Origin of the sequence: Pseudomonas sp. Leaf127, from assembly GCF_001423155.1 — a bacterium.
Lineage (GTDB): Bacteria > Pseudomonadota > Gammaproteobacteria > Pseudomonadales > Pseudomonadaceae > Aquipseudomonas > Aquipseudomonas ovata.
This window is the reverse complement of the sequence record NZ_LMOA01000012.1, coordinates 256,299-276,725: the sequence shown is the minus strand read 5'-3', so window position 1 is coordinate 276,725 and position 20,427 is coordinate 256,299. Positions and strand designations below refer to the sequence as shown.

Sequence of the window (20,427 nt, the reverse complement as noted above, 5' to 3'; positions counted from 1 at the left end):
GATGACCCAAGCGGGTTGTCTGCCACGATTCAGGATTCGGACATGACCCCAGCACCAGCGTGCACACCTCTAGAAAACGGCTTTACAGAGCACCTGGCAAAGGTGCGTGCAAGCGTCGAACAGCGTCTGGATGAATTGCTGCCCGAAAGTGGTAACGAACGCGACCTGATTGTGCTGGCGATGCGCGAAAGCACCCTGGCCCCCGGCAAGCGCATGCGCCCCATCCTGCTGATGCTGGCCGCCGAAGGCCTGGGCCAGAACGGCCGGCAGGCGCTGGAGCTGGGTTGCGCCGTGGAGATGGTCCACGCCGCCTCCCTGGTGCTGGACGACATGCCGTGCATGGACGACGCCAAGCTGCGCCGCGGGCGCCCCACCGTGCACCTCAAGTTCGGCCAGGACGTGGCGATCCTCACGGCGGTGGCGTTGTTGAGCCGGGCCTTTGCGGTGGTGGCCGGGATCCAGGACCTGCCTGCGGCCACGCGCACGCAACTGGTCGAGGTGCTGGCCAATGCAGTGGGTATGCAGGGGCTGGTGCGTGGACAGTTCCAGGACCTGCGTGAAGGCCAGGGCGAACGCTCGGCCGAGCAGATCGCCTGCACCAACACACTCAAGACCGGCGTGCTGTTCAGCGCCATCATGGACATGGCCTGGATGGTCAGCGACGCCGCCGCCGACAAGCGTGCGGCCCTGCAAGGCTTTGCGATGGAACTGGGGCAGGCCTTCCAGCTGTACGACGACCTGCAGGACAACAGCCCCGACAACGCCAAGGACCAGGGCAAGGACGAAGGCAAGTCGACCTTCATTTCCCTCTATGGTCCGCACAAGGTGACCCAGCAACTGCACCAGCACCTGCACACCGCCCAGGCGCACCTGGACGCCGCCTTCGAAGGCGAGCAACACCTGGTGCGCTACCTGCAGATGATCTTCAACAAGGTGACCACCCGCTGAATCGGCCTTGTAGGAGCCCGCTTGCCGGCGACCGGCTGCGTCAGCAGTCGTAAATTTTCAGCGTTTCATAGATTTCTGCGAGCGCTTCGCACTCGGTCGCGGGCAGAGCGCGCTCCTACAGCGCGCCAGGCTTGCGACCGGCAAACGAGTGGGCCAGGGTGCCGCCGTCGACCAGGTCCCACTCGCCACCCAGTGGAATGCTGTGGGCTATAGGGGATCGCGCAAAGAGCGGTAGGCGCGGCAGCGCGGCGGATGATCGGTTACCGGGCCAGTTCGGCCACGGCCTTGCCCAGGCCTTCGGCGTCGGTGAAATGCTTTTCCTGGGTGACCACGCCCTTGTCCAGCTTCAGCCATTGCACGCTGTCACGGTCACCGGCATAGCGGGCGGCCACGCGGCCGTCCTGATCGAGCAGGATGCGGTACTTGGCCGAACGCATCGCCGGGATGATCACCGGTTTCATCAGCGAAGGCATCATCTCGATGTCCGCGACGTAGATCACCTGGCGCGCCTCCAGATACCCCGGTGCCTGGTCTTCGAAGGCGGCATTGACCATGCGCGCGGCCGACATGCTGCGCGCCACCAGCAACACCTGCGCCTTGTCGTCCAGCGTGTAGGCCTGCTCATGCTGATCAAGCAGGGTCCAGCGCACCACAGGCTGTATGGGTGTGTCGGCCAGGGCGGTCATGGAAGTCAGCAGGGCGAAAGCGGCAAAGGCCAGGCGCATGGGTTGTTATCCTCAGGATCGGCAGGCAGCGGGAAAAGCCGCTGCCGGGCAGTGCAGCTTAGTGCCTGGCAGCGGCAAAAGGGTTCAATGGTGCAGGTAAACATGCCGCAGCGACAATCGCTTACACATTAAACCGCCCCAGCAACTGGCTCTGCTGCTGAACCTGCTCGCCCATCAGCCCGCATTGACGCACCTGTTCTTCGGCACCGGCGGCCACTTCATGGCTGATGTCGCGAATGTTGGTGGTGTTGCGGTTGATTTCCTCGGTGGTGGCGCTCTGTTCTTCGGCAGCGGTGGCGATCTGGGTGTTCATGTCGTTGATGTGCACGATCGCCTGGCGGATGCGCGTCAGCATCTCATTGGCGGCACCGGCCTCCTCGGCAGTCTTGCTGGCGCTGTCGCGGCTTTTCTGCATGCGCGACTCAGCCTGGCGTACACCTGACTGCAACTGGTCGATCATCAGGCGGATTTCCTGGGTCGACTTTTGCGTGCGTGACGCCAACGTGCGTACTTCGTCGGCGACCACGGCAAACCCGCGTCCGGACTCGCCGGCGCGCGCCGCTTCGATGGCCGCGTTGAGCGCCAGCAGGTTGGTCTGCTCGGCAATGCTGGTGATCACCGACAGGATCGACTCGATGTTGCTGCTCAAGCGCGCCAGCTCAAGGACCGCGCTGCCGGTATCTTCCATCTCTGCGGCCAGATGCTTGATCGCCTCGGTGGAACGCAGCACCACCCGCTCGCCGTTCTCGGCTTCCTGGTTGGCGGCCAGCGCGGCCTGCGCGGCCACCTGGGCGTTGCGTGCCACGTCTTCGGCCGTCGAGGACATTTCCTGCATGGCCGTGGCCAGTTGATCGAGCTCCTGCAATTGACGCTGCAATCGGCTGTCGGCCTGGTTGGCTTCGTGCGAGGTCAGGGCCGTGCTCTGGCGCACCTGGTTGGAGGTGCCGAGAATCTGGCTGACCAGGTTCTGCAGGCTTTGCAGAAAGTCGTTGAACTCCTTGGAGACAATCGCCACTTCATCGTTGCCGTGGGTTGGCAGGCGCCGGGTCAGGTCGCCCCCGCCGCTGTTCACTTCCTTGATCGAGCGATGCAGCAGGTCCAGCGGTTTGAGCAGATGACGCATGAACGAGCCCAGCAGCACCAGGCTGATGATCACCCCGAGCAAGGTGGCCAGAGCGGCGCGCCAGCTCAGGCTGTTGGCCTCGGCCATGACGATCTGCTTGTCCAGCACCACCCCGATGTACCACTCGGCCCCGCGCAACTGCGATAACGGTGTGAAGGACACCAGCAAGGTATCGCCGCCCACCTTGAGCTCCTGCAGGCTGCCGGTCAGGGCCGGCTGCTGGCCGTCGAACAACTGGCTGTAGTTCTTGCCGTTCATGTCGGCCTTGGGATGGGAAATAATGTTACCGCTCTTGCTGAGCAGAAACGCATAGCCGGCACCGTTGAAGTCCAGGGTATTGACCGCATCGACCACGGTCTTGAGGCGCAGGTCGCCGCCCAGCACGCCGGTGAACTGCCCGCCGTTACGCAGTGGCGTGACCGCCGAGATCAGGTTTTCACCGCTGGTGCTGTCGATGTAGGGTTCGGTCAGTACCGTCTGGCTGGCCGCCTTGCCCTGCGCATACCAGGGCCGGGTACGGCCGTCGTAATCGGCTTTGGGCTGCCAGGAATCGAGGTTCTTCAAGGTCTTGCCGTCGCTGGCCTGCGAGCCGAAGATCATGATGAATTCGTCCTTGAGCACCGGGCTGTTGATGCTGCGCTCGATCTGTTCGGGGCTGTAGTTGCCGGCGATGTTCTGCACTGTCAGGTCCATGAGCTTGAGCTTGGCGTTGAGCCAGTTCTCGATCTGCCGGGCCAGCGCACTGCTCGACTCACTGATGCTGGCTGATGTCTGCTTGTAGAGCGAATCGCGCACCTGGCTGATTTGTGTGAACGACAACAAGCCGGTGGTGAGAAACAACACACCGGCCGCCGCCAGGCTGATCTTTTGAACGATTTTCAACGGCATGCTCCTGCAAAGCCCGGTTAACAAATCTTTACACGCGCACCGTAATGGCTATCTGAGGGCAAATCAACCGAGGGCCGGCTTTATATCCGTTTGAGGTGTTTTTGCGGTGCGCTGTCACAGGCCGGTCATCCACAAGGCGCAGTATCGAGCCTTTTGCGCAGCGATTGGTGCACATTGCCTCGCTCAAGGCCGCTATATTGCCGGGCACAGCCGCTGCATCAATCAACACACATTTCAAGGAGAGGACGTGGCGACCAATATCATTACCCGCGCAGGCCACGACAAGCTTAAAGCCGAACTGGATCATCTATGGCGGGTGTACCGCCCGGAAATCACCCAGAAAGTCAGCTGGGCGGCCGCGCTGGGCGACCGCAGCGAAAATGCCGATTACCAGTACAACAAGAAACTGCTTCGGGAAATCGACCGGCGCGTGCGCTACCTGCGCAAACGCCTGGAAGATGTGAAAGTGGTCGACTACTCACCCGAGCAGGAAGGCCGGGTGTTCTTCGGCGCCTGGGTCGAGATCGAAAACGAGCAAGGCGACCAGAAGACATTCAGGGTCGTGGGTTATGACGAAATCCACGGCCGCAACGATTACATCTCGATCGATTCGCCCATGGCCCGGGCGCTGTTGAAAAAGCAGGAGGACGACGAAGTGGTGGTCGCCACGCCGACAGGGGAAGCCGTCTGGTTCATCACCCGCATCCACTATGAGGCGCCATGACACTCACACGCTTCATTCGAACTGATGCCGATTGTCCGGCGTGATCAGCTGGAAAGGCACCCAGATCAAAGAGGTCTCCAATGGCTGACCCTGGGCCAGGCGAAGTGCTGCATCCACGGCTTGCCTGGCCTGGCCTGCGGCGTCCTGGAAGACGCTGACCGCCAGTTTTCCACTGGCCATCAATTGCAATCCATCCGGTGTGCCATCGATGCCACCGACCAGGTAGTCTTTGGCCTGCTTGCCAGCCTTCTCCAGGCCCATGATGGCGCCAATGGCCATTTCGTCGTTATTGGCGGCAATGATCGAAAAGTCCAGGCCTTGCTTGACCCAGTCGTTCACCACGGTGGCGGCCTGGTTACGCTCCCAGTTGGCCACCTTTTTCTGCACGATTTTCATGCCCGGGTATTTGGCGACGACGTGTTCCACATCCTCGGTGCGCATCCGCGAAGCGGCATTGCCGGGGTCGCCTACCACTATGACCACGTTGCCTTTGTAGCCGGCACGACGCGCCAGTTCTTCCATTTGCAGCGTGCCGGACTCCAGCTCGTTGGAGCCGACGTAGGCGGTTTGTGCTGCCAGCTTTTCCAGCGCCGGGCTACGGTTGACAAAGACCAGCGGGATCCTGGCCGCGTCAGCCAGCTTCATCATCTGCGCCGAACTTTTATCGTCGACCGTCGCCACAATGATTGCGTCCACTTTAGAGTCGACCAGGTTGCGAAACTGCCTCATCTGCAAGTCGGCGTTGTCCTGACCGTTCTCCATGAAGACATCGGCACTCACCGAGGTCGCGTGCTGCTGCACGCTGTTGCGCAGAAGCGTCTGGAAATTGTCATCGTACTTGGCCATGGCGACACCCAGCAGCGGTGTAGCGGCCTGAGCCAGGCCGGTGATGAACAGCATCGAACCCAGAATGAGCATTGACCCTGCTTTCATTTTTCTGACCTCCAAGGGTCAAACTTTGAATTGTTGAAGCAGCTCGCGCTGCACACTGGCCATCTTCGACAGGCTCTGGCTACTGCTCGCTGACTGCTCAGCGCCGTCAGCGGCCTGCTGGGCAGAATCGTTGATCTGAATGACCATGCGGCTGGTGTCTTGCACGGTTGCGCTCTGTTGCTCGGTGGCCGCGGCAATCTGGATATTCATGTCGCGGATGGTGCCGACCGCCTCGCTCATCGACAGCAGCAGCTCCCCGGCACCCGAGGCCAGCGTCACACACTGGCTCGATTGCTGTTGGCTTTCGTTCATCACCTGCACGACCGAATGAATCTTTTCCTGCATCTTGCCGATCACTTCCTGGATTTCCCCGGTCGAGGTCTGGGTACGGCCCGCCAGTGAACGTACCTCGTCAGCGACCACGGCAAAGCCTCGACCCTGCTCGCCGGCGCGAGCCGCTTCAATGGCGGCATTGAGGGCCAGCAGGTTGGTCTGCTCGGCGATGGCACGGATCGCCACGACAATGCCCTCGATGCTCTGGCCATACCGTTGCAGCTCGTCAGTGACTTCGGCAGCCTTGTTGACCTGTTCGGCCTGCTGGCGAATATTGACGATGGTTTCAGACACACGCTCTTGCACCGCATCGGTCAGGTCGCGGGTATCGTCCACGGCCTTGCGCGTATCCTGCGCGCGCCGTGCAACCTCCTCCACCGTGCTTTCCATTTGCGTCATGGCCGAGGCGGCCGATTGCAGCTTGTCCTTTTGCTCATCCACCACGCGGGTGGTCTGCTCGCTGTTGAGGGCGTTGTTTCCAGCGGTGACGGCCAGGGAGTCGGCCGAGCGGATCAGTTCGGTAAAAATCGTGCGCAACGCCCCGGTCAGTTCATTCAGGTAACCGCCCAGCTCACCAAATTCATCCCGGCGACTGACATCGAAGCTGACGCGCATATCGCCGCCCGTCAGTTGCTTGAGGACTTCACGGAAGGCGGCCAGCGGCCTGCGCAGGCTGAAGGCGACCCAGAGACCAATAAGCACCGCCGCCACCATTGCCAGGACACAGGCGAGCAGCAACCAGGTGCGGCCGGTGCTGATGGTGGCATTGGCAGCATCCCTGGCCTGATTGGCCACTTCAAGCGCCTGACTGCCGAATTGACCGATCTGCGCCAGGGTGGATTGCAACGTGGTCTCGACTGACTGGCGTTGCTGCAGCACTTGTGCGTCCAGTTGCGCTTCTGCCTGATAAGCCCGAAACAGCCCGTCGGCCGCCGTCAGGTCCGTCAGCAGGCGATTGACCATGACCCCGGTGATCCGTCCGATCCTTGGATCGACCGCCGTCATGGCCTGCAGGCGCGTGTTGATCACTTCGTCCTGCAGATTGAGCACGCGCTGCAAGACGCCGATATCGGGTGTGGCGGCGTGCGCGGCCAGGCCGTCGTAGGCTTTATTGACCTCAAGCAACAACTGTTCGGCGGCGGCGACTTGCGCTACCGCGTCTTCACTGCGTGCGCGGGCAATGTAATCACGCAAATAACGGGTCAATTGAGCCGCTTGCACGGTGCTGTAGCTTTGCAATAAGCGGTTCAACGCCAGTTGTTGCACGTGCGCGCGATGCACGACGATCAGGGCCTTGGCCTGTTCGGCGTAGACACTGACGGACTGACGTTCTTGCGCGAGACTGGCCCGCAGTTCATCGCGATCGCCGATATAAGCATCGGTGCGTCCCAGCAACTCGTTGAATTGACGAATACTGTCATCAAACGGTTGTTGACCGGCATCAATCTGCGCCAGGTTATCGTTGATCAAATTGGCCAACAACGCCTGGTGGGCGCGCAGGATATACACATACAACTCGCTGGCGGCGCGGCTCAAGGGCGCCGACTGGCCAGTGATCACGGTCAAACGATCGCTGATGGACCGTGTGTTCTGATAGCTGAGGCCCGCCATTGCCAACAGCAATAGCACCAATACCGCAAACCCGCCGATTACTCGCTGCAAAATGGTCATGGACGCCCTCTTTGGTTTTTATTCGTGAGCTTTCGATACCCAAGCTGGTCTTTAACCAAGGTGCCATCTTGGCTATCGACCCGGCGCAAGGAACCTTGATAGACGCCAGCGCCCTTGCGACCACTTTATTATTGCCCGCCCGTTTCTCTTGCTGCGTCAGGCGCCTGACGCTCCTTACAAGCCCTTGATAGATAAGCGTATTGATTCAGCGGCAAGGGCATGGGGCACGGCTGTCTCAACGGGACATCATGCACGTCTTGAAAAAGCGCTGACGCGCCATCCATTTTGCAGACCGCAATGGACAGGTGCTTGAGAAATAATGCCGCCTGACCAGATTCTGAAGCATTTGGCAGGTACAATCGCGCCATCACGAAGGCTCAGAACCGGCCTGAAAGCCGCCATACAGAGCCCTCAAGCATGACTACATGGAGGTCAGGATGGAAACGTCGGTTGATGTAATCCGCACGCAAATCAGGAACGCAGAGCCCGTACTCAAAATGCTGGACGAGCGCATGGAGGCCATTGAATTCGATCCGCGTGTGCCTGCGAGCGTGGCGGCGGCAACGGCCAGTGTGCAGCAGATCGTCGAAGACATGATGACCCCCTTCAAGGCCAACCCGGTGCTGGGCCCCCTGGCCGCCGAACTCAAATCAAATTACCTGGATAACATCCGCTTTCGCGTCAGCGAGGCGCGCAAGGCATAGCGGCACGTTATCGATCAGGCCCTGCACAATAGGCGTCCAGGGCAGCACTGGCCTGTGAGACGGCTTTTCGATAGCGGTTGAGTTCGGCCCACTCCTCCTCACTGGAGGGATAAGGTGCCGAGTCGAAGTGTTTACGGTACGCGGTGTAGGCATCGGCCAGGTGTTGCTCCAGCCGTTCGACTTCTGCTCGTTCACGGTGTGGCATGGCGATCTTCTCCAGTGTTGAAAAGCCTAGTGAAGCGTCAGCTTGCGCTCCAGGTCCGAGGCACAACGCTTGAGCAACGAGCGGATCGGGCCCCGTATATCCCGCTTGCACAGTTCCTTGACCGAAAGCCACCGGCAATCATCAATCTCGTTGCATGGCCGGGGCTTTTTGGGCACCGCCCTGCGCGCTTCGAAAATGAAATGGATGACCGCCTCCTCCCGGTAGGTAGAGACGAACGTCAGCGAGTTGAACTCAAGCCCGGTTTCCTCGGCCATTTCCCGCAAGGCTGCGGCCTTGGGGGTTTCTCCACGCTCGACCCGCCCGCCAGGCAGGTTCCATTTGGCCTTGCGCTTGCGCACGAAAAGGATCTCGTCGTCACGGCAATAGATCACCGTGGCACGCCGCTTGAGGTGTTTGGATTTCTCCGACGAGCTGGCTGTTCCCATGTTCGATCCTTTCACTGAGTCCATTCGAAAACCGCACAGCCAAACCGGACAACAGACTGTTGTCCCATAGTGAGCCGCCCAGGTGTCGGTATGATGACCAGAGCTGTGAAATGAAAGTTCAGGGTGCGCCGCCCGTCGGCACCGCCAAGGTTTACCCCAGCGTGATCAACCCTTGGCGCGCAATGCGCGTGAGGTCGTGAATCACACTGGCGGCACTGGCCGGATCCGGCGCATGGATCACTGCCAGGTCGAACTCATCGTTGCGGTAGGCCGCCAGCGACTGGGTGGTGTCGACGAACTGCAACAGGAAGGCACTGGCCTTGCCGCCCTTGCGCGGCCAGCCATCGAGGTAGCGCAACAGCGTGGGCTGGTGGGTGCCACCGAGCAGGATACGGGGGTTCTTGCGACCGATGTAGGCGGTGATGGGCGAGAGGCGCAAAGGACGTTGCAGCGAACGGCGAAGGGATTGGCTCATGATGGATACTCGGCCTCACAGGTTCCGCTGGGCAGCGGTGGGAGGCGACACCGAACCAACGTTTTAGCGGTATTTCGGCTTTCGCCAGGCGCCCCGCAAGTAGTTGTTAAATCGGCGCTGACGGCAATCCTAGAGACGCCCCTGCGCCTTGTCAATTGCCAGAAACAGCTCGCCCCGGCAGCCAGTGGCTGCCGGGGCGAGGTCATGCGTGCAGGTCACCCTCAGAGACGGCGGGCGATGGCGCCATCGAGCGACAGTTTGCCGGCACCTTCGATCAGCACCGCCAGGGCGCCACCGAGCAAGGCCAGGGCAAACTCGTAACCGTTGTTGCTCATGAACAGGCCGTTGCTCAAGTGCACCGAGACAATCGCCACCGCCAGCAGGAAGACCAGCACCGCAGCCGCCGGACGCGCCAGCAGGCCGAGCAGCAGGGCCAGGCCGCCGAAGAACTCACCGCTGCCGGACAACAGCGCCATCAGGTAGCCGGGATTGAGGCCGATACTGGCCATCCACTGCCCGGTGCCTTCCAGCCCGTAGCCGCCAAAGGCGCCGAACAGTTTCTGGCTGCCGTGAGCAATGAAAATGATGCCGACGATGATGCGCACAGCGGTGAGGCCGAAACCTGCACGGGTGGAGAGAAGGGTATTGAGCAGCGCTTTCATGTGGGTGATTCCAATAAGGTGATGAGCGGGAATGGCGCCATCTTAATCGAACCAGCCAATATGAAAATCACAAAAATTGCCGCATAAATATCGAATTAATCGATTATTTGCGCACCGCATAAGTCGCCTGGCGCTGCCCTTCCAGTGACGCCCGCTGGCGGTCAAACGCCAGGTAATACTTGTTCACACTATTGACGAACATAACCACGCCCGCGCCGTTCTGCTCCATGGCCACCCGCTCGGTCTGGAAAAACCATTTGTCGGGGTTCAAACCACGTTTGCGCGCTTCCTGGCGCATCTTCTGGACGCGTTCCGGCCCCAGGTTATAGGCCGCCAGTACGAAGGCCATGCGCTCACGGTCGTTGATCTTGCGGCTGGCGAAGAACTTGCGCTGGATCAGCGCCATGTAGCGCGACGCGGCCTGCACATTGCCATCGGCGTGCTGGATGTTGTTGACCCCGACACGCCGGGCGGCCGACGGCGTGATCTGCAGCAAGCCGGTGGCCCCGCCACTGCCCTTGGCGCTCGGGTCCAGCTTGGACTCCTTGAACGCCAGGGCCGCCAGGTCGAGCCAGTCGATACCTTGCGCCTCACCGTGGCGCTGCAGAATCGGCCGCAGTTGTTCAAGGCGCTGCAGGTTATTACGGGCCAACGGGCTGTTGACCCGGTACAGGGATTTATAGGCTTTTTCGAACGCCTGATCCTGCTGGGCCGGCGCTTTGTAGGTGCTCAGAAAGCGGTCGACATCGGCCTGCAGTAACCGGGCGTCCTGGCGCACGAACCAGCTGATGTCGCCTTCGGTGCCGAACTTGAGGTTGCGATCCACCCGCAACCTGGGCATCACCCGCGCCCAGCGTTCGGCAATCGGCTGCTCCACCACGGTCATCGGGTAGATCCCGGCCTGGACCATCTCCATCACATCTTCCACGGCCAGGCTGGGATCGGCCCACTCGATGTGCACTGGCGCCAGCTTGCGCAGCGCCAGGCGCTGGTTCAGCCGCTGCACCGCGACATCGGCCACGCTGCCGGCCGGCAGGCTCAGGGTGCGGCCAGATAACTGCTCAAGCTGCTTGAAGCTACGCTGCCCGCGAGCGCCGACCAGCACCAGTGGTACATCGGCGACAATGGCGCGGCTGGCCACTACGCCCTTGACGGCCTGCTCGTCGAGCAGTTCGCTGGGCGCCACCAGGTCACCCTCACCACGCAACAAGGCCCCGAGCAACTGGTCCTTGGCCTTGGGAATGAACTTGACCGTAATCTTCTGCCCGGCCTTGTCCTGGCTGTTGAGGTAACGCTCGAAGGCTTGCAGGCGATGGTACTCGACGCCGATTTCCTGGCCCTTGACGTCGCCTGAGCTGTTGCGGCTCTGGTTGACCAGCACCCGCAGCACCCTGCTGGTGCGAATGGCCGGCAGGTCGCGAACCTGGGGGGCCTTGTGCACCGCGTGCGGCCCGCTCTGGCGGGTTTCACGCGCTTCACGGGCCTCAGCCAGCGGGGCGACCAGAGACAGGGGCAAGGACAGGCAGACAACAGACAAAAGCGCGGCTCGGATCATTCGCTCTCCATGGGTATTCCAGGGTGGTCAGACAGAAAAAAGGACCCTGGCGATGACGCCATGATCCCTTCAGGTGTTGCCAAAAGCGTTGAACCGTCGGGCTCAAGGGGTTGAATGCACAGCCTTTTCGGGTCGTTGCGCAGGCTCTGGTATGCTCGGACGCATTCAGCCAGAGGTAGCACCATGCAATTGATCGACATCGGCGTCAACCTGACCAACGCCAGCTTCGCAGCCGACCGACCGGCGGTGCTGCAGCGCGCGTACGCCGCCGGCGTCGCCCAGTTGGTGCTGACCGGCACCAGCCTGGCGTGCAGCGAAGAGAGCCTGAACCTGTGCCATGAGCTGGACGAAAGCGGCCAGCGGCTGTTCTCCACCGCCGGTGTACACCCGCATTCGGCCAGCGACTGGAACAGCGACAGCGAACGCACCTTGCAGGCCTTGCTGCAGCAGGACCGGGTGCGCGCCGTGGGTGAATGCGGGCTGGACTTCAACCGTGACTTCTCGCCACGCCCCCAGCAGGAACGCGTGCTGCACGCGCACCTGGCGCTGGCTGTGCAACTGCAACGCCCGGTGTTCCTGCATGAGCGCGACGCCGGCGAGCGCCTGCTGGACATCCTGCGCGACTACCGCGACCACCTGCCGGCCGCCGTGGTGCATTGCTTTACCGGTGAGCAGCAAACGCTGTATCGCTACCTGGACCTGGACCTGCACATCGGCATCACCGGCTGGATCTGCGATGAACGCCGGGGCAGCCATTTGCACCCGTTGATGCGCGACATCCCGCACGGGCGCCTGATGCTGGAAAGCGACGCGCCCTGGCTGCTGCCGCGCAGCCTGCGACCCAAGCCGAAAAAAGGCCGCAACGAGCCGGCCTTCCTGACCGAAGTGCTGCGCGAAGTGGCCCTGCACCGGGGTGAACGCATCGAGGACCTGGCCCGCCACACCACTGACTGCGCCCGGGTGTTTTTCGGATTGCCGCAGTGGCCAGATGAAACATCTGGCGTTCTTGACCCAGATCAATAGCCGACCCGAGAATTAAGGCAATGTGACATCACCTTGCCGATACCTCAGACGACTAGAAGACCACTCATGGGCTCATGGCTTAGCAACCTCTCCTTGAAGTACAAGTTCTGGGCCGTGAATACGGTCGCGTTCTTCACCACCCTGATGCTGGTGCTCTATGCGTTGCAGCTTGAGCAACAGGGGCGCCAGGACACCGCCCGGCAGACGGCGCAAAGCCAGGCGCGCCTGCTGGCGGCATGGCCCGCCGCGCAGGCGCTGCCTGCCGACACCGACACCCTGGTCTACAGCGCCGGCACTAGCCCCCTGGTGGCCGGACAGCCAGTGCCGGCACTGGCCTCGGCACGCGGCTGGGTCGATCTGGATACGCCGCTCAAGGACCGCACCCTGTTCGGTGCCCAGGTCATCGAGCGCACCGATGGCCAGCGCCTGGCGGTGCTGGCGTATGCACCCACCTTCGGCCAACTGCTGCTGGAGCGCTTCACCCAGTACGCGCTGGCCGTGGGCGTGCTGATGGTGCTGATGCTGTGCGCCTCGCAGTTGCTGATCCGCTTTCTGCTCAGCCAGCTCAACGCCCTCAAGGATGTGATGCTGCACGTCGAGCGCAGTGGCGACCTGTCGGCCCGCGCGCCCCAGGGCAGCCAGGATGAAGTCGGGCAAATGGCCAACGCCTTCAACGCCATGCAGGCCGGCTATCAGCGGGTGGTCAATACCGTGTCGCAGACCGCCGCGCGCCTGGACGTCGGTGCCGCCAGCCTGGCTGCCGGCATGAGCGGGGTGCGCCAGGGCATGCTCGGCCAGCAGAGCGAGACCGACCAGGTGGCCACGGCCATCAACCAGATGTCGGCCACCGTCTATCACATCGCCCAGCACGCCGGCACCACCCGCGACCAGTCGCAGACCGCCGACACCCTGGCCGGCAGCGGCAAGCAGGTGGTCGATCGTGTGCAGGTGTCGATTGCCGGGCTGTCCAGCGGCGTGCAGCAGACCGCACGGATGATCCAGCGCCTGGCCGAAGACAGCCAGAAGATCAATGGCGTGGTCAACGTGATCCACAGCATCGCCGAACAGACCAACCTGCTGGCTCTCAACGCCGCCATCGAGGCCGCGCGTGCCGGGGAAATGGGCCGTGGCTTTGCCGTGGTCGCCGACGAAGTGCGCAACCTGGCCAAGCGCGTGCAGGCGTCTACCGACGAGATCACCGGCATGATCACCGACCTGCAGGCCGGCACCCGCGATGCGGTGGACTTCATGCAGGACAGCTCGTACAAGGCCGATGAATGCGTGCAACAGGCCCAGGAAGCCGGCGAAGCGCTGGCGGCGATTGCCCAGGCGGTGGCGCAAATGCGCGAAAGCAACACGCAGATCGCCGTGGCGGCGCAGCAGCAAAGCCAGGTGGCCGAAGAAATGAACCGCGCCGTGGTCAGCATCCGCGACGTGACCGACCGCACCGTGTCGCAGACGCTCGACTCGGCCAGCACCAGCACCGATCTTGCCACCCTGGCCGGTGAACTGAACCGCTCGATCGGGCAGTTACGGCTCTGACGGCAAGCGCTGGATCGCCCTTTATCCAAAATGACTTACTGACTTTATCAGGTATTGAACCCACCACTGGTAGGAGCGCGCTCTGCCGGAATGCCGGACCACCGCGACCGAGTGCGCAGCGCTCGCAAAATCTCCAAAACGCTGAAAATCTGCAGCGAATGACCGAAAAATTTGTGAAACGCTGAAATTTTACGACTGCTAACGCAGCCGGTCGCGGGCAGAGCGCGCTCCTACCATCGGTTCCATTTCTGCGGTGCGACTGGGCGGTGGATGATCGGTCTATCAACCCGATAGCCAGGCTCGATTCGCAGGTCGGCAGGCGACGACCTAGACTTCAATCATTGCTCCGCACGGGCGGACACATGCATTGGAGAGGACCGTCATATGCTCAAGCGAATTGCTGACTTGCACTGGCATGCCCCCGACGCCAGCCAACCGCACACCACCCTGCAATTGATCGCCGCGCCGATCCTTGTGCTGGGTGCCCTGCTGCTGGTCAACGGGCTGGTCTCGACCAGCCTGACCTCGATTGGCGTCGGCGTGATCGGCCTGGTGGCCGCCGTGGCCCTGCAGCGTCACCACTGATCCGCTCTAGGGTCTGTTGCCGTTTCATCACGGCCGCGCCGGCGCCCGTTTTGCCGCGAGGCAAGGCAGGAGCCGCGACGTTTGGTCATTCCAAATGAGTGGCGAGTAACGCAGTCTCGCGGCAAAACAGGCCCGGCCCTTCGGGTTGCGTGCCCAATCTCGCCAGGCGGTGTTGGAGGACTTGAAAAGGGAGTGACCCTTTTCTGCGTCCTCCGCCTGGCCTGGCGAGATTGGGCCCAGCAACGCGGCTCGTGCTGAAACGGCAACAGACCCTAGCCAAACACCGTTACCGTCTGCCGGCTGATCGCGATCAGGGCGCCATCGGGCGCTCGCAGGGTCGCGGCACAATGACCGTAGCCATCGCGGGCATGTTCGATTTCGGCGCGGTAGCTGCACCAGTCATGGGTGGTCAGCGCCGGCTGCGGGTGCACGAACTCGATGGTCCAGGTCAGCGAACTGGCAGGCGTCGGCTTGTTCACCCAGGTCAGCAGGCCGCTGGGCCAGGCATCCACCAGCGCCAGCACATGGGCTTCACTCAACGCCTGCTGCTCGGCGTCGCGCAGGCGCACATAACCCCCGATCACCGGTGACGGGCTGTTGCTGAACGGCAAGCCGCCCAGCGCCCACTTGACGTCCATATGCTGGAGAAAATCGGGCATCGCACCCTTGACGAATGGCAGGGTAAAACTGTCTGCCAGCGGCTTCAGCTCACTGACCGGCACCGGCGGCTCATAACGGGCCACCGATTCGCGCGGCGCGCCAAAGCTGCCCTGCACCAGGGCGCAGGTCTGGCCGTTCTGGGTGGCGCGTCCCAGCACCTGGGTCACCGCCGACCCTTCGCGCAGGATCTCGACCTCGAAACTCACCGCCACCTCCGGCGCCACCGGCCCGACGAAGGTGATCGCCAGCGAGCGAACCGGACGGTTATCCGCCACCTGCGCGCGCATGGCCAGGTATTGCAGGGCCGCCACCAGGCCGCCAAAACTGGCCCGGCCCTGCCCCCAGTGCGCCGGAATCACGACCGAGCGCGGGTTATCGTTGACCGCAGCAATCAGCTCGGCAAAGTTCATGGTGGCTCCATAGGTCCAGGGATCGAAGTGCAACGATCTTACCGAGCCCGCTGAGCAGACCTTGAAGCCATAAACGCCATAACTGCGGCCAGAATGACTTATTTACCGAAACAGGCCTTGCCAAGCCGCGCCAGTGCCACTTCACCTTGTTGCTCAGCCTGCACGATGCCGATCTGCCAGCCGGCGATGCAGGGTGCCAGGTCCGCGTGTTGACCGGCCAGCGCCAGCCATTGCAGGTGGTCATGCCAGTCGCCCAGCGCACCCTGCGCCTGCTTGAGCCGGGCGCGCATGCCCTTGGGCTGATGACTCAGCTCCGGGTAGGCTTCGGCCGCATAGCGCACCCGCTTGATCAGCAGGCGCAGGCGATGGCGATCGTGCGCCGGGTCGGCCATGGCTTCGCGCAGCTTTTTCCACTGTTTGTCCATGCCCTTCTCGATGCGCTTGCGCAGCCCCTTGAGTTGCCCGCCGCGCTGCTGCTGGCGCAACGACGCCGGCAATTGTTCGAGGTGTTTGAGCAGGCTCTTGAGTTCGACACTGCTGGCCACCGGCGGGCAGGCCTGTTCCAGGTACTGGTCGCGCGGCAGGGCCAGGTCATGCCAGCCCTGCTCGTGCAGGAACGCGCTGAGCACCTGCAGGTCGCGCAGCGGCGTGGTCAATTGCCCGACCTCGCGGGCGGCCTGTTCCAGCGCATCGACCCCGCCCAGCCCGCGCAAGGGTCGCAGCAGGCTGCGCAGCCGACGCACCGTGGTGCGCAAATCGTGCAAGGCTTCGCTGTCGGTCGAGACCGCCAGGCGCGCCTGGCAGGCCAACAGCTTGACTTCAAGCGCCAGAATTTCGGCAATCAGATGCCCCACCATCGATGACATGCAGTACTCCAATCAGTTTATGAATGTTTGTCCTTGATGGTCGGCAAGCGCCACGGCAAGTCGCGCCGCAGGTGTTTCAAGGCGCGGCGCAAGCCTTGCAACGACGTGCCGTCGACGGCATAGCGCAGCGCCATGAATTGCGCAATGAACGCCTCGATGGCCTCGGCCTGCTGCGGCAGCGCCAGCATGGCGCGTGCACCGAAGGCCTGTGCGCCCTCGCCCGGCAAGCGCCGCAGTCCATGCCGCGCCAGCAAGCGTTCGAACGCATGAAACAGCCGAAGTTGCGCATCGTTTTCACGTTGCCAGGGTTTGAAGATCCACAGTGCCATCAAGGCCAGGACCAACGCCAGCCCGGCCACGAAGGCCGGTGCCTGCCAACCGGCAAACCAGCGGTCCAGCACCTGCAATTGCTGCTGGCCCTGATAGCCCAGTACCCAGCGCTGCCAGCCGTAGTTGAGGTTATCCCAGCTCAGGCGCACCGCATTGATCCACGGCACATGCCGATAGCGCAGCGCCGACATGGGCGAATCCGCCAGAAACGCCTCATCGGCCGACAGCGCCTGTTCCAGGCCCTGCTCGATGCGTTGCGGGGCCACCGCAGCGGTGGGGTCGACGCTGCGCCAGCCCGTGCCCGGCTGCCAGTACTCGACCCAGGCATGTGCATCGAACTGGCGCACGGTCAGGTACTGGCCGTCGGGATTGAACTCGCCGCCCTGATAGCCGGCCACCACCCGCGCCGGGATGCCGGCGGCACGCAGCACAAAGACCATGGCACCGGCGTAGTGCGCACAAAAGCCCTGGCGGCTGGTAAACAGAAAGTCATCGATACTGTCCGGCCCCAGGGTCGGCGGCTTGAGCGTGTAGTGAAATGGCTGCTCGGCGAACCAGCCCAGCAACGCCTCGGCCAGGCGGTCCGGTTGCGGGTAGCGGCGCTTGAGATCAGCCGCCCACTGCCGCGCCTCCGGGTTGCCACGCGCCGGCAATTGCAGCGCCTGGTGCTGGATGTTGTCGGTGAGCTGCGGGTCGCGCAGTGCCTCGGGCCAGGACTGCGCCGCGTACAGCAGCGCCTGGCTGACCGGGCGGCGACGCTGCAAGCGAAAGTCGCTCATCAGGCGCACTTCATCCTGGCCGGTCTCGGCCACGTCCAGGCTCGGCAGCCAGGGCCGGCCGCTGGGCTCAAGCACGATGCTGTAGCGCAATGGCTCACCGCGCTTGCTCCATTGCGCCAGTTGCACCGACTGGCTGCGCCCCGACTGCGACCAACGCCGGCCATCGAACTGATCCAGGGTCAGGCTGCGCCAGTACAGCTGGCTGCGCGCCGGCGCAGGGCCTTCGAAGCTGGCACGAAACACCAGCGCTGCCGAGCGGCTCAGCTCGGCCATGTCCCCCGGTGCCATGCTGTCGGACAGACCGGTCACGCCCTTGTTACTGGGTTGCGGCAACGACCAGAGCGGCTCCAGGCGCGGAAAGAACAGAAACATGATCAGCATCAGCGGCAGTGCCTGCAGCATCAGCTTGAGCGCCAGGCGCAGGGCCATCTCCGGCTTGCGGGCGACATCGACCTGTTGCAGGCCGATCAATGCCGCCAGCAAGGTGCCGATCGGCAGCAGGGTAAACAGCGCCCACAGCAGGCTGTCTTCGAACAGATAGCCCACTACCACGCAGAAAAAGCCCAGGAAGATCAGCACCAGCGCATCCCGGCGCGTGTGCATTTCCAGCATCTTGAGAATGAATGCGGCGATCAGCAGCGCCGCGCCCGCCTCCAGCCCCACCAGGCTGCCACGGGCCAGGTACACGCCACCGGCGGTGCCGACCAGCAGCCCGGCCTTGACCCAGGTGCCCGGCAGCCGTGCGCGCATGCGGAAAATCTGGATGCGCCACAACGAGCACACCAACCACAGCACCAGCAGCGGCGGCGGGATATGCAGGGCAAAGGGCACGATGACCAGTGCCTGGGCCAGCAGCAGCCAGGTCAGGCAGATGCGCGGGATCGACTGGGCCAGGCGTGCCTGCTCACTCATCGAGGCGGCCTTGTCGGGCGGCGCTTTCAAGGTGTGTTCGCTCATCGCGCGGTGCCATGCAGGGCCAGCGCACGCAGGCACAGTTCGCGGTGCCCGTCGCCGCTGTCCATCGCCACCTCAAGACCGGGCAGGCGCAGGGCGAAGGGCTGCTGGCGCTGCGACAGCTCCAGCACCCAGTAACACAGCCGTGACAGGCGCTCCTCGATGTCGCCGTCGAGCACCATGAAGTCCAGGCACAGGTCATGCCCGCTCAGGTCGGTGAAGTCCTTGACCAGCAGGCCCTGCCCTCGCGACCAGGCCTTCCAGTGCACACGCCGGCGATTGTCACCGGGCTGGTAATGGCGCAGGCCCTGATAGTCATCCACGCCCTGGCCACGGGTGGCCTGGCCGTCGTCCTCGGCATGCGGCTGCACCCCGGCCAGCAAGGGCATGTTGCCCGGCACGGGACGCGGGTAGATCAGCACGGTCTGCTCCAGGTCCAGCCAGGTCCAGGCGCGCAGGATGCCCAGCGGAAAGACGCTTTCGATGCGCAGGCGCGGTGCCCGCAACCAGCCGCGCACCTGGGCCGGACGGCTCAGTTCGACTTCGCGGTTGCCGGCGGCGCCGACGTCGTATTGCTGCATCTGCACCGCATCCCAGCCCACGCCAATGGCCTGGTGTGCAGTGCCGGTGCTTTCCAGGCGCAGGCGCAGCAAGACCGATTCGCCGACAAACACCGCGCGCGTCGTACCGGCGCTGATCACCATGCCACTGAGGTTGCGATAGGTGTGCAGAATACCCAGCACGCCCACCGAGCCCAGCAGGAAAGTCAGGCCATAGGCCAGGCTGTTCTGGTAGTTGATCGCCACCAGCAGCATCAGCACCAGCACCAGCAGAAACACCGCACCGCTGCGGGTGGGCAGGATAAAGATGCGCCGGTGATCCAGGGTCACGCTGGCCGCCGGCGGAATGCGCCGTACCAGCCAGCGCTGCCAGTGCGGCTTGAAGCGGCCGATCACAATACCGCCACGTCGCGCAGCAGCCCTTGCACCAGCGCACTGCCGCCATGCCCGGTGGGGTCGTTGCGGTCACGCAGGCGATGGCCGACCACCGCCGGCAGCACGGCCTGGACATCCTCGGGAATCACGTAGTCCCGTCCCAGCAACATCGCCCAGGCCCGGGCAGCCGCCAGGATCGCCAGGCTGGCCCGTGGCGACAGGCCATAGGCGAACTGGGCCTGGCTGCGTGTGGCATCGACCAGGCGCAGCACGTAGTCGACCAGCGGATCACTGACCCGCACCTGACGCGCCTGGGCCTGCAGCAACCCTAACTGGGCATGGTCGAGAATGGGCTTGATCTGCGGCAGCAACTGCCGGCGCGACTGGCCCAGGAGCAGCGCTTTTTCGGCCGCCCGCGCCGGGTAGCCCATCGAGATGCGCATCAGGAAGCGGTCAAGCTGCGATTCGGGCAAGGCAAAGGTCCCGCCGGAGCTGAACGGGTTCTGAGTGGCGATGACGAAAAACGGATCGGGCAGCAGCCGGGTGGCGCCCTCGATGGACACCTGCCCTTCTTCCATCGCCTCCAGCAAGGCGCTCTGGCTTTTGGGCGTGGCGCGGTTGATCTCGTCGGCCAGCACCAGCTCGGCGAAGATCGGCCCCGGATGAAAGGTGAACTGCCCGGTGTCGCGGTCGAACACCGAAGTGCCGAGGATGTCCCCCGGCAGCAGATCAGAGGTGAATTGAATCCGTTGGTAGCTCAGGCCCAGGACCCGGGCCAGGGTGTGGCTGAGGGTGGTCTTGCCCATCCCCGGCAAGTCTTCGATCAGCAAGTGGCCGCCGGCCAACAGGCAGGTCATGGCCTGGCGCACCTGCGTTTCCTTGCCCAGTACCACCTCATTGATCGCGCTCAGGCATGCATCCAGCTTGGTGCCCATAGAAAGCCTCTCCAGA

Annotated in this window: 20 protein-coding genes and 2 pseudogenes; 6 read left to right on the top strand and 16 right to left on the bottom strand. The window is 63.1% G+C overall.

The genetic code is table 11. The features are described 5' to 3' along the window. Nucleotides 1-42: 42 nt before the first annotated feature. Entirely contained in the window at nt 43-948 is a 906-nt protein-coding gene (locus tag ASF84_RS08965; RefSeq protein WP_056837351.1) for a polyprenyl synthetase family protein, read from the top strand. Nucleotides 949-1,063: 115 nt separating this feature from the next. On the opposite strand, the pseudogene recR reads toward ASF84_RS08965, so the two are convergent. The 4 genes and pseudogenes from recR to ASF84_RS30180 form a co-directional block, all read right to left on the bottom strand. Next, nucleotides 1,064-1,165 (bottom strand): annotated as a pseudogene (recR, locus tag ASF84_RS28430) (recombination mediator RecR); the annotation flags it as partial. A gap of 43 nt (nt 1,166-1,208) precedes the next feature. Next, nucleotides 1,209-1,673 (bottom strand): hypothetical protein, encoded by a 465-nt coding sequence (locus tag ASF84_RS08960; protein WP_056837349.1) that lies wholly within the window; start codon nt 1,671-1,673, stop codon nt 1,209-1,211. A gap of 121 nt (nt 1,674-1,794) precedes the next feature. Further along, nucleotides 1,795-2,604 carry a methyl-accepting chemotaxis protein gene (locus ASF84_RS30185; RefSeq protein ID WP_442963040.1) on the bottom strand — a complete coding sequence of 270 codons (810 nt, stop codon included), beginning with the start codon at nt 2,602-2,604 and terminating at the stop codon, nt 1,795-1,797. A 48-nt stretch (nt 2,605-2,652) separates the two neighbouring features. Next, nucleotides 2,653-3,684: pseudogene (locus tag ASF84_RS30180) on the bottom strand (cache domain-containing protein); the annotation flags it as partial. A gap of 247 nt (nt 3,685-3,931) precedes the next feature. On the opposite strand from ASF84_RS30180, the gene greB reads away from it, so the two are divergent. Beyond that, nucleotides 3,932-4,408 carry a transcription elongation factor GreB gene (greB, locus tag ASF84_RS08950; protein ID WP_056837345.1) on the top strand — a complete coding sequence of 159 codons (477 nt, stop codon included), beginning with the start codon at nt 3,932-3,934 and terminating at the stop codon, nt 4,406-4,408. A gap of 12 nt (nt 4,409-4,420) precedes the next feature. Here the strand turns inward: greB and ASF84_RS08945 are convergent, their stop codons facing one another. Together ASF84_RS08945 and ASF84_RS08940 are read right to left on the bottom strand one after the other, a co-directional pair. After that, nucleotides 4,421-5,341, bottom strand: a complete 921-nt coding sequence (locus ASF84_RS08945) for a substrate-binding domain-containing protein (protein WP_056837343.1) — start codon at nt 5,339-5,341, stop codon at nt 4,421-4,423. Nucleotides 5,342-5,359: 18 nt separating this feature from the next. Further along, nucleotides 5,360-7,345 (bottom strand): methyl-accepting chemotaxis protein, encoded by a 1,986-nt coding sequence (locus tag ASF84_RS08940; protein ID WP_056837341.1) that lies wholly within the window; start codon nt 7,343-7,345, stop codon nt 5,360-5,362. A 437-nt stretch (nt 7,346-7,782) separates the two neighbouring features. On the opposite strand from ASF84_RS08940, the gene ASF84_RS08935 reads away from it, so the two are divergent. Continuing rightward, the gene (locus ASF84_RS08935; RefSeq protein WP_056837339.1) at nt 7,783-8,049 is read left to right on the top strand and encodes a hypothetical protein; all 267 of its coding nucleotides are present in this window, start codon (nt 7,783-7,785) and stop codon (nt 8,047-8,049) included. Nucleotides 8,050-8,056: 7 nt separating this feature from the next. On the opposite strand, the gene ASF84_RS29030 is transcribed toward ASF84_RS08935, so the two are convergent. The 5 genes from ASF84_RS29030 to ASF84_RS08915 all read right to left on the bottom strand — a co-directional run bounded on the left by ASF84_RS29030 (nt 8,057) and on the right by ASF84_RS08915 (nt 11,392). Beyond that, a complete protein-coding gene (locus ASF84_RS29030) occupies nt 8,057-8,254 on the bottom strand; it encodes a hypothetical protein (protein WP_109513615.1) in 198 nt (65 codons plus the stop codon). Between the two features lie 26 nt (nt 8,255-8,280). Then, nucleotides 8,281-8,700 (bottom strand): NUDIX hydrolase, encoded by a 420-nt coding sequence (locus tag ASF84_RS08930; protein WP_056837337.1) that lies wholly within the window; start codon nt 8,698-8,700, stop codon nt 8,281-8,283. 151 nt (nt 8,701-8,851) lie between these two features. Next, entirely contained in the window at nt 8,852-9,175 is a 324-nt protein-coding gene (locus ASF84_RS08925) for a hypothetical protein (RefSeq protein WP_056837335.1), read from the bottom strand. Nucleotides 9,176-9,396: 221 nt separating this feature from the next. Continuing rightward, the gene (locus ASF84_RS08920) at nt 9,397-9,837 is read right to left on the bottom strand and encodes a DoxX family protein (protein ID WP_056837333.1); all 441 of its coding nucleotides are present in this window, start codon (nt 9,835-9,837) and stop codon (nt 9,397-9,399) included. Nucleotides 9,838-9,940: 103 nt separating this feature from the next. Continuing rightward, nucleotides 9,941-11,392, bottom strand: a complete 1,452-nt coding sequence (locus ASF84_RS08915) for a transglycosylase SLT domain-containing protein (RefSeq protein WP_056837331.1) — start codon at nt 11,390-11,392, stop codon at nt 9,941-9,943. Nucleotides 11,393-11,575: 183 nt separating this feature from the next. On the opposite strand from ASF84_RS08915, the gene ASF84_RS08910 reads away from it, so the two are divergent. The 3 genes from ASF84_RS08910 (at nt 11,576) to ASF84_RS08900 (ending at nt 14,542) form a co-directional block, all read left to right on the top strand. After that, the gene (locus ASF84_RS08910; protein ID WP_056837330.1) at nt 11,576-12,415 is read left to right on the top strand and encodes a TatD family hydrolase; all 840 of its coding nucleotides are present in this window, start codon (nt 11,576-11,578) and stop codon (nt 12,413-12,415) included. 66 nt (nt 12,416-12,481) lie between these two features. Then, nucleotides 12,482-13,957: a methyl-accepting chemotaxis protein gene (locus tag ASF84_RS08905; RefSeq protein ID WP_056837328.1), complete on the top strand. Its 1,476-nt coding sequence runs from the start codon at nt 12,482-12,484 to the stop codon at nt 13,955-13,957. A 384-nt stretch (nt 13,958-14,341) separates the two neighbouring features. Next, nucleotides 14,342-14,542: a hypothetical protein gene (locus ASF84_RS08900; protein WP_056837327.1), complete on the top strand. Its 201-nt coding sequence runs from the start codon at nt 14,342-14,344 to the stop codon at nt 14,540-14,542. A gap of 272 nt (nt 14,543-14,814) precedes the next feature. Here the strand turns inward: ASF84_RS08900 and ASF84_RS08895 are convergent, their stop codons facing one another. The 5 genes from ASF84_RS08895 to ASF84_RS08875 form a co-directional block, all read right to left on the bottom strand. Then, the gene (locus tag ASF84_RS08895) at nt 14,815-15,612 is read right to left on the bottom strand and encodes an acyl-CoA thioesterase (RefSeq protein ID WP_056837326.1); all 798 of its coding nucleotides are present in this window, start codon (nt 15,610-15,612) and stop codon (nt 14,815-14,817) included. Between the two features lie 98 nt (nt 15,613-15,710). Further along, a complete protein-coding gene (locus ASF84_RS08890; protein WP_177339460.1) occupies nt 15,711-16,469 on the bottom strand; it encodes a CHAD domain-containing protein in 759 nt (252 codons plus the stop codon). Between the two features lie 26 nt (nt 16,470-16,495). Then, nucleotides 16,496-18,499: a transglutaminase TgpA family protein gene (locus ASF84_RS08885; protein WP_056837970.1), complete on the bottom strand. Its 2,004-nt coding sequence runs from the start codon at nt 18,497-18,499 to the stop codon at nt 16,496-16,498. 41 nt (nt 18,500-18,540) lie between these two features. Further along, nucleotides 18,541-19,497 (bottom strand): DUF58 domain-containing protein, encoded by a 957-nt coding sequence (locus ASF84_RS08880; protein ID WP_056837323.1) that lies wholly within the window; start codon nt 19,495-19,497, stop codon nt 18,541-18,543. Continuing rightward, nucleotides 19,494-20,411, bottom strand: a complete 918-nt coding sequence (locus tag ASF84_RS08875) for an AAA family ATPase (protein WP_056837321.1) — start codon at nt 20,409-20,411, stop codon at nt 19,494-19,496. The genes ASF84_RS08880 and ASF84_RS08875 overlap by 4 nt, the downstream gene beginning before the upstream one ends. Nucleotides 20,412-20,427: the final 16 nt, after the last annotated feature.

What these genes read in the sequence shown, in the direction of transcription:
- ASF84_RS08900 (WP_056837327.1), top strand. Translation starts at nt 14,342, where the DNA reads ATGCTCAAGCGAATTGCTGACTTGCACTGGCATGCCCCCGACGCCAGC.
- ASF84_RS08910 (WP_056837330.1), top strand. Translation starts at nt 11,576, where the DNA reads ATGCAATTGATCGACATCGGCGTCAACCTGACCAACGCCAGCTTCGCA.
- ASF84_RS08915 (WP_056837331.1), bottom strand. Translation starts at nt 11,392, where the DNA reads ATGATCCGAGCCGCGCTTTTGTCTGTTGTCTGCCTGTCCTTGCCCCTG.
- ASF84_RS08890 (WP_177339460.1), bottom strand. Translation starts at nt 16,469, where the DNA reads ATGGTGGGGCATCTGATTGCCGAAATTCTGGCGCTTGAAGTCAAGCTG.
- ASF84_RS08960 (WP_056837349.1), bottom strand. Translation starts at nt 1,673, where the DNA reads ATGCGCCTGGCCTTTGCCGCTTTCGCCCTGCTGACTTCCATGACCGCC.
- ASF84_RS08925 (WP_056837335.1), bottom strand. Translation starts at nt 9,175, where the DNA reads ATGAGCCAATCCCTTCGCCGTTCGCTGCAACGTCCTTTGCGCCTCTCG.
- ASF84_RS29030 (WP_109513615.1), bottom strand. Translation starts at nt 8,254, where the DNA reads ATGCCACACCGTGAACGAGCAGAAGTCGAACGGCTGGAGCAACACCTG.
- ASF84_RS08920 (WP_056837333.1), bottom strand. Translation starts at nt 9,837, where the DNA reads ATGAAAGCGCTGCTCAATACCCTTCTCTCCACCCGTGCAGGTTTCGGC.
- ASF84_RS08935 (WP_056837339.1), top strand. Translation starts at nt 7,783, where the DNA reads ATGGAAACGTCGGTTGATGTAATCCGCACGCAAATCAGGAACGCAGAG.
- ASF84_RS08895 (WP_056837326.1), bottom strand. Translation starts at nt 15,612, where the DNA reads ATGAACTTTGCCGAGCTGATTGCTGCGGTCAACGATAACCCGCGCTCG.
- ASF84_RS08875 (WP_056837321.1), bottom strand. Translation starts at nt 20,411, where the DNA reads ATGGGCACCAAGCTGGATGCATGCCTGAGCGCGATCAATGAGGTGGTA.
- ASF84_RS08930 (WP_056837337.1), bottom strand. Translation starts at nt 8,700, where the DNA reads ATGGGAACAGCCAGCTCGTCGGAGAAATCCAAACACCTCAAGCGGCGT.
- ASF84_RS08885 (WP_056837970.1), bottom strand. Translation starts at nt 18,499, where the DNA reads ATGAGTGAGCAGGCACGCCTGGCCCAGTCGATCCCGCGCATCTGCCTG.
- ASF84_RS08945 (WP_056837343.1), bottom strand. Translation starts at nt 5,341, where the DNA reads ATGAAAGCAGGGTCAATGCTCATTCTGGGTTCGATGCTGTTCATCACC.
- ASF84_RS08940 (WP_056837341.1), bottom strand. Translation starts at nt 7,345, where the DNA reads ATGACCATTTTGCAGCGAGTAATCGGCGGGTTTGCGGTATTGGTGCTA.
- ASF84_RS08965 (WP_056837351.1), top strand. Translation starts at nt 43, where the DNA reads ATGACCCCAGCACCAGCGTGCACACCTCTAGAAAACGGCTTTACAGAG.
- ASF84_RS08905 (WP_056837328.1), top strand. Translation starts at nt 12,482, where the DNA reads ATGGGCTCATGGCTTAGCAACCTCTCCTTGAAGTACAAGTTCTGGGCC.